Origin of the sequence: Acuticoccus sp. I52.16.1, assembly GCF_022865125.1 — a bacterium.
Taxonomy (GTDB): Bacteria; Pseudomonadota; Alphaproteobacteria; order Rhizobiales; family Amorphaceae; genus Acuticoccus.
Genome location: NZ_CP094828.1, coordinates 3,864,999 through 3,875,173 on the forward strand (window position 1 = coordinate 3,864,999; position 10,175 = coordinate 3,875,173).

General features: G+C 69.8%; 9 protein-coding genes and 1 other RNA gene. 7 read left to right on the top strand and 3 right to left on the bottom strand.

Going from position 1 to position 10,175, the window contains the following annotated elements:
• Nucleotides 1-24: 24 nt before the first annotated feature.
• The gene (locus MRB58_RS17365; RefSeq protein WP_244778361.1) at nucleotides 25-1,173 is read left to right on the top strand and encodes a glycerate kinase; all 1,149 of its coding nucleotides are present in this window, start codon (nucleotides 25-27) and stop codon (nucleotides 1,171-1,173) included.
• Nucleotides 1,174-1,184: 11 nt separating this feature from the next.
• On the opposite strand, the gene MRB58_RS17370 is transcribed toward MRB58_RS17365, so the two are convergent.
• The 3 genes from MRB58_RS17370 to MRB58_RS17380 are packed head-to-tail and all read right to left on the bottom strand — an operon-like array spanning nucleotide 1,185 to nucleotide 3,968.
• Nucleotides 1,185-1,937 carry a TIGR02186 family protein gene (locus MRB58_RS17370; RefSeq protein WP_244778362.1) on the bottom strand — a complete coding sequence of 251 codons (753 nt, stop codon included), beginning with the start codon at nucleotides 1,935-1,937 and terminating at the stop codon, nucleotides 1,185-1,187.
• Nucleotides 1,934-2,869 carry a sulfite exporter TauE/SafE family protein gene (locus tag MRB58_RS17375; protein WP_244778363.1) on the bottom strand — a complete coding sequence of 312 codons (936 nt, stop codon included), beginning with the start codon at nucleotides 2,867-2,869 and terminating at the stop codon, nucleotides 1,934-1,936. The genes MRB58_RS17370 and MRB58_RS17375 overlap by 4 nt, the downstream gene beginning before the upstream one ends.
• Before the next feature lie 40 nt (nucleotides 2,870-2,909).
• Complete coding sequence (locus MRB58_RS17380) at nucleotides 2,910-3,968, bottom strand: hypothetical protein (RefSeq protein WP_244778364.1); 1,059 nt, start codon at nucleotides 3,966-3,968, stop codon at nucleotides 2,910-2,912.
• Nucleotides 3,969-4,327: 359 nt separating this feature from the next.
• Between MRB58_RS17380 and MRB58_RS17385 the strand changes: the two genes are divergently transcribed.
• From MRB58_RS17385 to MRB58_RS17410, 6 genes are all read left to right on the top strand, one after another.
• Nucleotides 4,328-5,506, top strand: coding sequence for a pyridoxal phosphate-dependent aminotransferase (locus tag MRB58_RS17385; RefSeq protein ID WP_244778365.1), 1,179 nt, complete (start codon nucleotides 4,328-4,330; stop codon nucleotides 5,504-5,506).
• 257 nt (nucleotides 5,507-5,763) lie between these two features.
• An RNA gene (gene rnpB / locus MRB58_RS17390) (RNase P RNA component class A) lies at nucleotides 5,764-6,141 on the top strand.
• A gap of 524 nt (nucleotides 6,142-6,665) precedes the next feature.
• Nucleotides 6,666-7,199 (top strand): division/cell wall cluster transcriptional repressor MraZ, encoded by a 534-nt coding sequence (mraZ, locus tag MRB58_RS17395; protein ID WP_244778366.1) that lies wholly within the window; start codon nucleotides 6,666-6,668, stop codon nucleotides 7,197-7,199.
• On the top strand, nucleotides 7,196-8,173 hold the full coding sequence (gene rsmH / locus MRB58_RS17400; RefSeq protein ID WP_244778367.1) for a 16S rRNA (cytosine(1402)-N(4))-methyltransferase RsmH: 978 nt from the start codon (nucleotides 7,196-7,198) through the stop codon (nucleotides 8,171-8,173). The genes mraZ and rsmH overlap by 4 nt, the downstream gene beginning before the upstream one ends.
• Complete coding sequence (locus MRB58_RS17405) at nucleotides 8,173-8,502, top strand: hypothetical protein (protein ID WP_244778368.1); 330 nt, start codon at nucleotides 8,173-8,175, stop codon at nucleotides 8,500-8,502. Before rsmH ends, MRB58_RS17405 begins: the two co-directional genes overlap by 1 nt.
• Nucleotides 8,499-10,175 carry a penicillin-binding protein 2 gene (locus tag MRB58_RS17410; RefSeq protein ID WP_244778369.1) on the top strand — a complete coding sequence of 559 codons (1,677 nt, stop codon included), beginning with the start codon at nucleotides 8,499-8,501 and terminating at the stop codon, nucleotides 10,173-10,175. The genes MRB58_RS17405 and MRB58_RS17410 overlap by 4 nt, the downstream gene beginning before the upstream one ends.

The window sequence follows — 10,175 nt, forward strand, 5'->3', positions numbered from 1 at the left end:
ACAGGCGGACGACGTCGACCTTCCGTGGATATTCTCGTCTCATGCGATAAGTTTCGCGGCAGCCTGACGGCGCGCGAAGCCAACGCCATCATCCTCGAGGCGCTCGCCTCGAGCGATCTCACCGCCGCTGGCAACGCCATCGCCATCGCCATCGCCGACGGCGGGGAAGGGACGCTCGACGCCTTGGCGAGCCCCACTCTCGCGTTCCGCACCACTGCGGTCACCGCCCCGTTCGACGGCACCATCGACGCCCCCTGGGGCTACGACGGGGCCGCCGGTCGGGCCGTCATCGAGATGGCCGGCGCCGCGGGCCACGCCCATGTGACCGCCGGCTACGACCCCGACCGTGCCACCAGTGCCGGTATCGGCGACCTCATCCGCGCCGCGCTCGACGCGGGGGCGCGCGAAATCGTGGTGGCGGTCGGCGGCTCCATCACGGTGGACGGCGGGGCCGGCGCCCTCGAAGCGCTCGGCGCGCGGTATTTCGCGGCGGACGAGGAGCCCGTGGTGCGCCCCGCCGGCCGGGCGCTGCGCACCGTCGAATCGGTCGATCTCTCCGGCCTCGATCCGCGCCTTTCGGGCGTGCGCATCATCCTCGCCGCCGACGTCGACAATCCGCTCGTCGGCGAGCGGGGCGCGGCACGGGTGTTCGGCCCGCAAAAGGGCGTCGCCGCGGACGATATCGACGCGTTCGACGCCGCTCTCGCCCATTTCGACGGCCGCCTCGCCACGGCCAAGGGGGCCGCCCCGCTCGCCGACACGCCCTTTGCCGGGGCGGCGGGGGGCATCATGGTCGGCCTCGCCGCCGCGGCGCCGACCGAGGCGGTCGACGGCTTCTCGCTGGTGTTTCGCCAACAGCGCCTCGAGGAGCGGATCGCCGCGGCCGACCTCGTCATCACCGGCGAGGGTTCGCTCGACGCGCAGTCGCTCTCGGGCAAGGGGCCGGTGGCGGTCGCGCGTGCGGCGATGGCGGCGGGCAAGCCGGTGATCGCCTTCGCCGGCCGCATCGCCGTCACCCCGGCCGAACTCGCCGCCGAGGGGGTCTGTGCCGCGTTCGCGATCGGCCGCGGTCCGGCGAGCCTTCAGGAGGCGCTCGAAACCGGCGGCGCCTCGCTGGCGGCCACCGCCCGCGCCGTGTTCGACGCCATCGCCATCGGCCGCCCCAAAGGCTGACGGGCCCGCCCTCAGCCGCGACGGAAGACGACCCCGCCGATGTAGCCCGTGACCAGCGCCAGCGCGACCGCGCCGAGCCCGTAGAACAACGGCTCGGTGCGGCTCCACTCGAAGATGCGCTGCTCAAAACCGGTTTTTTGCACGTCGAAGCCCAGCTCATCCGTGGCGATCGACGTGTCGCCGGCATAGAGGAAGACGAAGACCCGGTAGCGCCCGTCGTCCAGCAGCGGCGGCAGTGGCACCTCGGTGCGGAAGAAGGTCTTGCTCAGCTTCTCGATCCCGTCGAGCTGCTCGACGTAGAGCCCGTCCTCGCGGTTCGCCTCGGCGAGGGCGGCGCGGTGGGCGGCCCGCTGCGCCTCGCGCGTGGACCCTTCCGTGCCCAGCATGGTCAGCGACAGCCGCCGCGCCACACCGTCCTCGTCCTCGATCAGCTCGCGCGCGCCGGGGGTGGCGAAGAGGCCGTAGTAGGATGGCATCTTGTCGAACCGCTCGCCGGCATCGTTCACCCAGATGCCGAAGCGCCGCATGCGCTGCTGCACCAGCACGGTCTGGTCCGGCCCGCGCACGACGACGATCACCTCGTAGGCGCCCGGCCGGGCCACCGTGTTCTCGTCCCGCTCGACCACCCCGAACAGCGACAGGCGGGTGCCGGAGAAGTTGGAGCCGATGGCGATCTCGTCGCTGGAGAGGGCGACGGTCAGCGTCTCGGCGCGCGCCTGCGTCGCGAGGAGACCGAGCATGACGGCGAGGACCAACCCCCTCATGGCGCCAGCGTCGTGATGGCGAAGAGATCCTCGGGCGGGAGGACCAGGTTGAGCGCGAACCGCACGCCGACGATGAGGACCAGGAGCCCCAGCAGCGCGCGCAGGTGCTCGCCCCGCAGCGCCTGCCCCATCGAGGCGCCGATCTGCGCCCCCATCACGCCCCCCAGCATGAGGATGAAGGCGAGCATGATGTCGACCGTCTGCGAGGCGATGGCGTGGCTGACGGTGGCGATCGCCATGACGCCGACGATCTGCACCAGCGACGTGCCGACGACGACCGAGGTCGGCACCTTGAGGAGGTAGATGAGTGCCGGCACCATGATGAACCCGCCGCCGATGCCCAGCAGCGTGCCGAGGAAGGAGATCGACGCGCCGAGCGCGATCACCGGCAGCACGGAGATGTAGAGCTTGGAGCGGCGGAAGCGGATCTTCAGCGGCAGGCGGTGGATCCAGCCGCGCGAGGCGGAGCGGCGCATGGGGGCCAGCGTCTCGCCCCGCTTGCGGGCGGCGCGGGCGCGCAGCATCGCCCGCACGCTCTCGTTCACCATCAGCCCGCCGATGGCGCCGAGGAAGATCGTGTAGCAGATGGCGATCACGAGGGTGAGCTGGCCGAGGCTGCCGAGCGCGGCGAACAGTTCGGCGCCCGCGTAGGCACCGAACGCACCCGCGAGGATCAGGAGAAAGGCCAGCTTGAAGTCGACCTGCCCGCGTCGCCAGTAGGTGAGGGCGCCGGAGGTGGAGCTGGCGACGATCTGCGGCGTCACCGAGGCGACGGCGACGGCGGGAGGGATGCCGGAGAAGATGAGCAGCGGCGTCATCAGGAAGCCGCCGCCGACGCCGAAGAGGCCGGAGATGAGCCCCACCGCCGCCCCCATGGCGAGAACGAGCAGGACGCTGACGGGCATCTCCGCGATCGGCAGGTAGAGTGTCACGCGCGATTACCCTCGCTCGAACGGCGCAGAGCCCCGGGGATCAGGGCAGGGCGACGGCAACGAAGGCGCCGCGGAACAACGAGAGGACCGCGCGCAGGACGCCCTTCACGACGCGGAAGGCGACCAGCCCGACGACCCAGGCGACGAAACTGTAGAGAAAGCCGACGAGGAGGCGAAGGCCCCGCATGGTGACGCGGAAGGCGCGCAGGGTGAATTTGCCCGTCAGCTCCGCGACGGCGCGGCTGCGGCGGCCGAAGCGGCTGGTGAAGGTCGCGAGTTCGGTCGCGTCGTCGGTCGTCTTCACGTAGCGCATCAGGCGGACGGCCTCGGCCGGACCGGCATTGCCGGCCATGGTCGAGACGGCGCCCAGCGTCGTCTTCAGCTCGGCGCGGGCGAGGCCTCGGGGGACGTCGTCCATCGCCCGGCGCGTGCGCACGACCACCGGGCCGGCGCTGGCGACGGCGGTGTCGGCCGGGCGGCCGGCGGCGCGGGCGAGCTTGACGAGGCGTGCCGCGAACGCGGTGGTGAGGTTGCCGGTGCGCTTGGCGACCTTCAGCACCGAGATCCCGGCCTTGAGGACGAGCGAGCCGCCGCCGGTCGCGAGGGTCACCCCCTCGGCCGCGAGGCCGACGGCGGCGAGTGTCAGCAGAAACTGTGAGTAGTCCTCGCCCACGGCCGCCTTGCCGCCTTCGCGGATGATGTCGCGCACGTCGCCGACGACGGTGAGGTCGGAGACCACGGCGCCGGCGAGGCCCGCGGCGGAATCGGCATGGCCGGTGATGTAGGCGCCGGCGAAGTCGCCGGCGTTGCGCAGGACGGTCTGCACCGGGCTCTGCGCGTCGACGAGGGCGGCCGCGGTCTGAGGCGCGACGGGTTTGCCCAGCTCGTCCGCAAGCTCGGCGTACTGGACGGCGCCGGCGATGTCGTCCTCGGCGAGGGCGGCGCGCACCTTCTCGTCCAGCGTGTCGCCGGGGGTGGCGGCTTGCAGCTCGCGGCGGATCTCGCGTTCCTCGAAGCCGGTGTAGAGTCGAGGAGCGGCGAGCGCCAGGAAGGCGACAGTGCCGATCGACAAGACCGTGGCGGCGGGGATGATGCGCATCGCTCGTCTGTTGTTGGTCGCAACTGGGTCAATGGTGGGGTCGGCGGTCCCGCTCGGGCACCGTCCGTTCAGCCTATCACACTCTCACCGCGGGGCGAGGGGGCTCGCCGCATTCAAGGCACCGCTGCGGGGCCTTGCCGCGGAGCCGCCCGCATCGCGCCGCGCCTCGCCGAAGCCTCCGGCGGGGCCGCCCGGCCCCTCGCGCATGCGGGCCGGGCGGTCCAATCCGTGCTCCCTACGCGAGACAGTTCGAGAGCTCGTGAAGCATTGCGGGTCCGATCTGAAAATATGCTGAACGAACTCGTTTGACGCTCCCCGGCGCGCGTGGCACTCGACGGCGTCATCAGGAGGGAGCGCAGATGGGCGATCTATTGGCGGCTGTTCGGCCGGCAGCACAGCGGACGCCGATTTCGGGGATCATCCGCACGGCCAACTACGGACGCGCCAAGGGGCCGGACGTCATTCCGCTGTGGGCCGGCGAGGGCGACCTGCCGACCCCGCGGTTCATCGCCGAGGCCGCCGCCAAGGCCCTGTACGACGGCGAGACCTTCTACACCCACTCGCGCGGCATCCCCGAGTTGCGCGAGGCGATCGCCGGCTATTACGAGGATCAGTTCGGCCGCCCGTTCGATCCGGATACCTTCTTCGTCACCGGCTCGGGCATGCAGGCGATCCAGCTCTGCGTCGCGCTGACGGTGGGGCACGACGAGGAGATCCTCATCCCGACCCCGTCGTGGCCCAACGCGGCCGGCGCGTCGACGGTGATCGGCGCCAACCCGGTCGTCGTGCCGATGGACGAGGACGGGGGGCGCTGGGTGCTGACGGTTGAGGCGCTGGAGCGGGCGCTGACGCCGCGCACGCGGGCGATCTTCATCAACTCCCCCGCCAACCCCACCGGCTGGACGGCGACGCGCGAGGAGATGGAGGCGTTGCTCGCCTTCGCCCGCGCCAACGAGCTCTGGATCATCGCCGACGAGATCTACTCCCGCTACATCTGGACCGGCGCCACCCGCGCGCCCTCCTTCCTCGACATCGCCGAGGCGGACGACCGCATCCTGTGGGTCGGCACCTTCTCCAAGAACTGGGCGATGACGGGCTGGCGCATGGGGTGGATCCACGCCCCGCTGGCGCTGAAGCAGACGCTTGAGAACCTCATCCAGTATTCCACCTCGGGCGTCGCTCCGTTCATGCAGCGCGCGGGCATCGCCGCGATCAACGACGGCGAGTGGTTCGTCAAGTCGATGATCGAGCGGGCGCGGGAGGGGCGTGACATCGTCTCGGAGGCGCTCGGCGGGCGCAACCGTGTGGTGTATGCGCCGCCGGACGGGGCGCTCTATGCCTTCTTCAAGGTTGCAGGAATCGAATCGTCTCAGGAAGCGGCCTTCAAGTTGATCGACGAAGCAATGGTCGGGACGGCTCCGGGGACCGCTTTTGGGGAAAACGGGGAAGGATATGTTCGAGTGTGCTTTTTGCGCAGCAAGGACAGTCTGAGCACCGCGATGACCAGAATCGTCAATTATCTCGATAGCTTAGGGTGACCAAAGAGGGCACATTTCGGCCATAATTCGAGAAATCTTGCTGCAAGGCTTGCGCGAGGCTTGCCGCAACCGTCGAGTGTGTATTCTCGGTTATCCCCGTACGGCAGGAATTGTGCGACAGTGGTGTCGCTCCTCCCTCAACTGGGGTTCGGCCACTGGTCGGACCCCTTTTTCCTTTCCGTTTTTCCGTTCCGTGGTGGCGATTGATCGCCCGCGGCGCATTGCGTTCGCGCGGCGGGCGGGTCATATCCCCCCGGCCAGCCGGTCGGACGGCCGCTCCGACAAGGTCGAAAGGCCGTCGGGGAGGAAAGTCCGGGCTCCACGGAAACACGGCGCCGGGTAACGCCCGGCGGGGGTGACCCCAGGGAAAGTGCCACAGAAATCAGACCGCCGGCGGGTTCGCCCGCCGGTAAGGGTGAAACGGTGGGGTAAGAGCCCACCGCGGAGGCGGCAACGTCTCCGGCACGGCAAACCCCGCCGGGAGCAAGACCGCATAGGGGTGGTGGCGCGTTTCCGGCCATAACCACCCGGGTGGGTCGCAGGAGGCGTCCGGCAACGGGCGTCCCAGATGAATGGTCGTCACGTGAGGGTTCGCCCTCGCCATACAGAACCCGGCTTACAGACCGGCTGGCAAACCTCTCCTCGTTAACTCTGATCGGGCCGCCGCGCCCGGCGCGCGGTCGCGTCGCCGCGCCGGGCGAGGGCGGACGCGCGGCCGCGTCGCCGCGCGCCGGTGGCCGGTGCCGCGCATGGGAGGGCATGGGGCCGCGGCTGGGATCGCGTGGGCCTGCGGCATGGGATGGTTTGGGCCGGTCCCCCCTTTTCGACCCCGCCCACGCGCCCTGCACCTGCGATTATCTGACACGCGACCGCGCACAAGCAGTCGGCGTCGCACCCGCCAGGACGCACGTGGGGTCGTTCGGGATGGCGAATCGGATGGCTCCGAAGGGGCGTTGGGGCTTGAAAATGCCGCAGAATGTGCGGATATTTCTCACCGTTGCAGGATCGTCACACCTGGCCCAGGTCGTTCGAATGCGACCGGTTTGGTAAATCGTTTCGTTGACGCCCATGGGAGCCCATGGTATCCCAAATCATCCCGTCACGGAGCGGTGCGGGAAACCTGACGGGCGGTGACAAGGCCGCCAGCGTAGGAGCTGGGGTGGCCGGGTTCGTCTCGAACTTCACGAACAAGCTCGACGCAAAAGGGCGCGTATCCATACCCGCGCCCTTTCGATCGGCCTTGGCGAAGGACGGGTACGACGGCCTCTACTGCTACCGTTCCTTCACCGCTCCCACAGTCGATGCGGGAGGGTTTCAATTGCTGAACGTTCTCGAGTCTCGACTGGCAGACTTCGATCCCATGACCGAAGAGCACGAAGCCTTGGCGATGACCTTCTACGGGGCCTCCGAGCAGCTCCGGATCGACAGTGAAGGCCGCGTCGTCTTCACCGATACGATCCGCAAGCACGCCGGCATCGACAAGGAAGTCGTGTTCGTCGGCATGAACTACAAGTTCCAGATCTGGACGCCCGAGAAGTACGAAGAGCACCGCCAGGCCTCGCAGGCCCGTGCCCTCGAAGTGATGCGTCAGGCGGGCAGCCGTGGCCGCGCCCGCGCCGCCGGCGGCGGCGGGCTCAGCCTCGCGGAGATGATGGGGCAGCGCCCCCCCGGCCCGGAGAGCCCGGACCGATGACGGCGGATCGGGAGAGCGCCCCATCCGCGCACATCCCCGTCATGCTCGCCGAAGTGATGGCCGAACTCGCCCCCAAGCCGGGCGAGCGCATCGTCGACGCAACGTTCGGCGGCGGCGGCTACACGCGTGCCATCCTGGGGGCCGGCGCCCAGGTGATCGGCATCGACCGCGATCCGGACGCCGTCGCCAGAGGCCGGGCCATCACCGAGCCGGGCTTCACCATGGTCGAAGGCACCTTCGGCGCGATGGACACGCACCTCGCCGCCCTCGGTCTCGAGACGGTGGACGGCGTGGTGCTCGACGTCGGCGTCTCGTCGTTCCAGCTCGACCAGGCCGAACGCGGCTTCTCCTTCCGCTTCGACGGCCCGCTCGACATGCGTATGGGCGCAGACGGGCCGACGGCGGCGGACATCTGCAACCGGGCCGACGTGTCGGACCTCGCCCACCTCCTGCGCACCTTCGGCGAGGAGCGGCACGCCGGCCGCGTCGCCCGCGCGATCGTCGCCGCCCGCCCGCTGGCGAGCACGGCCGAACTCGCCGCGGTGTGCGAGCGGGCGCTCAAGCCCGGCCCCGGCATCCACCCCGCCACGCGCACCTTCCAGGCGCTGCGGATCGCGGTGAACGACGAGCTGAACGAACTCGCCCGCGGCCTCGCCGCCGCCGAACGCATCCTGTCCAACGGCGGCCGCCTCGTCGTCGTCGCCTTCCACTCGCTGGAGGACCGCATCGTGAAGCGCTTCCTCGCCGAACGCGCCGGCGCCGGCGGCGGCTCGCGCCACATGCCGGTCGTCTCCGGTCCCGCGGCGAGCTTCGCGCCGTCGGCCAAGCGGGCGTTGTCGGCCGGCGAGGCGGAGGCCGCCCGCAATCCGCGCGCCCGCTCGGCCAAGCTGCGTGCCGCCACGCGCACCGACGCGCCGGCCCTCCCACTCGACCTCACCGCCCTCGTTCCGAACGTTCGGCTGAAAGGGATCTGATGATGAAGCGCCCGGTCCGCTTCGCGGCCCTCGTCCTCGCCATCTCGACCGCGACCGTCAGCGCGGCCGCCGTCTTCGTGATGAAGAAGGAGGCAGAGCGCGATGCGTTCGCAATCCGTGAACTGAATCGAAAGATTGCCGCCGAGCAGCAGAGAATCAGCGAACTTAGGGCCGAGTGGGGCGCACTCGACAATCCGCAGCGCCTGCAGGCCCTGGTCGACCGGCACGCAGACGTCCTGCGGCTGAAGCCGATCGAGGGCAAGCAGATCGCCACGGTGCGCGACGTCGCCGCGGCCATTCGCGAGAACAGGAAGGGGGGCGAGGAATGAGGCGCAGTTCAGTTCGCAACGACGGGTCCCGCGGGCGCATCGCGCTCCTCCTCCTGGGTTGCGTCGCGATCCTCGGCGTCATCTCGGCGCGCCTCGTCACGCTGGCGTCGGCCCCCGCCGTCGCCGCCTCGCTCTACGCCGCCTCGCCGCAGGACGATGTCCAGGCCGCCCGGCCCGACATCGTCGACCGCAACGGCGAAGTGCTGGCGACCGACCTCGCCACCGCGTCGCTCTACGCCGAGCCGCGCAACATCACCGACGTCGACGAGGCGGTGGACCTGCTGACGCGCGAGATCCCGGAGCTGAACGCCGACAAGCTGCGCGAAGAGCTGTCGACCGATCGCGGCTTCATCTGGTTGCAGCGCGAGGTTTCCGGCCGCAAGCGCGAGGCGGTGCACAACCTGGGCATCCCCGGCATCGGTTTCCTGACCGAGACGAAACGCTTTTATCCCGGCGGCTCGACGGTGGGCCACATCGTCGGCCACACCAACATCGACAATGCCGGCATCGCGGGTATGGAGAAGACGATCGACGGCGGCGGCCTTTCGGCGTTGCAGCTGACGGGTCTCGCGCGCAAGGGGCGGGACCTGGCGCCGGTGCGGCTCTCGGTGGACCTTCGCGTGCAGCATGCGGTGCGGGACGAGCTGTCGCGCGCCATCGAGCGCTACCAGGCGCTGGCGGCCATCGGGATCATCCTCGACGCCAAGACGATGGAAGTCGTCGCGATGACCTCGCTGCCGGACTACGACCCCAACGACCCCGCCCAGGCGCTGGAGGAGGTGCGGATGAACCGCGCCATGGCCGGCGTCTACGAGATGGGCTCGGTGTTCAAGACCTTCACCCTGGCGATGGGCCTCGATTCGGGCATCATCACCCCGTCGAGCCGGATCGACGCGCGCGGCAAGCTCCAGATCGGCAAGTACGCCATCGGCGACTTCCACGGCAAGAACCGCGTGCTGACGGCGGCGGAGGTGTTCCAATACTCCTCCAACATCGGCTCCTCGCGCATCGCGCTGATGCTCGGGCCGGAGCGGCAGAAGGCCTACTTCAAGTCCTTCGGCTTCCTCGACCGGCTGGAGTCGGAGCTACCGGAGGCGGCGATGCCGCTGGTGCCCTCGTCCTGGCCCAAGATCACCCAGGCGACGACCTCGTTCGGTCACGGCATCTCGGTGACGCCGATGCACACCGCGGTCGCCGCCGCGGCGATGATCAACGGCGGCATCTACGCGCCGCCGACCTTCTACCCGCGCTCCGAGGCGGAAACGATGCGCATCGGCCGCCGGGTGATCTCGCCGCAGGCCTCGCAGCAGATGCGCGCGCTCTTCAAGCTGAACGGCGAGGAAGGGTCGGGCCGCAGCGCGCTGGTGCCCGGCTACAGCGTCGGCGGCAAGACCGGCACGGCCGAGAAGGCCTCCAAGGGCGGCTACAACAAGAACAAGCGCTTCAACTCCTACCTCGCCGCCTTCCCGATCGACGACCCGCAGTACGTGGTCCTGGTCGTGCTCGACGAGCCGAAGCCGGAAGAGGGCAAGCACTACGCGACCGCCGGCTGGAACGCCGCGCCGACGGTGGCCAACGTCATCTCGCGCGTCGGCCCGATGCTGCACGTCGAGCCGCGCTTCCCCGAGAACGAGGCGGTCGAGCGCGCCATCACCGTCGCCTACCAGGAGTAG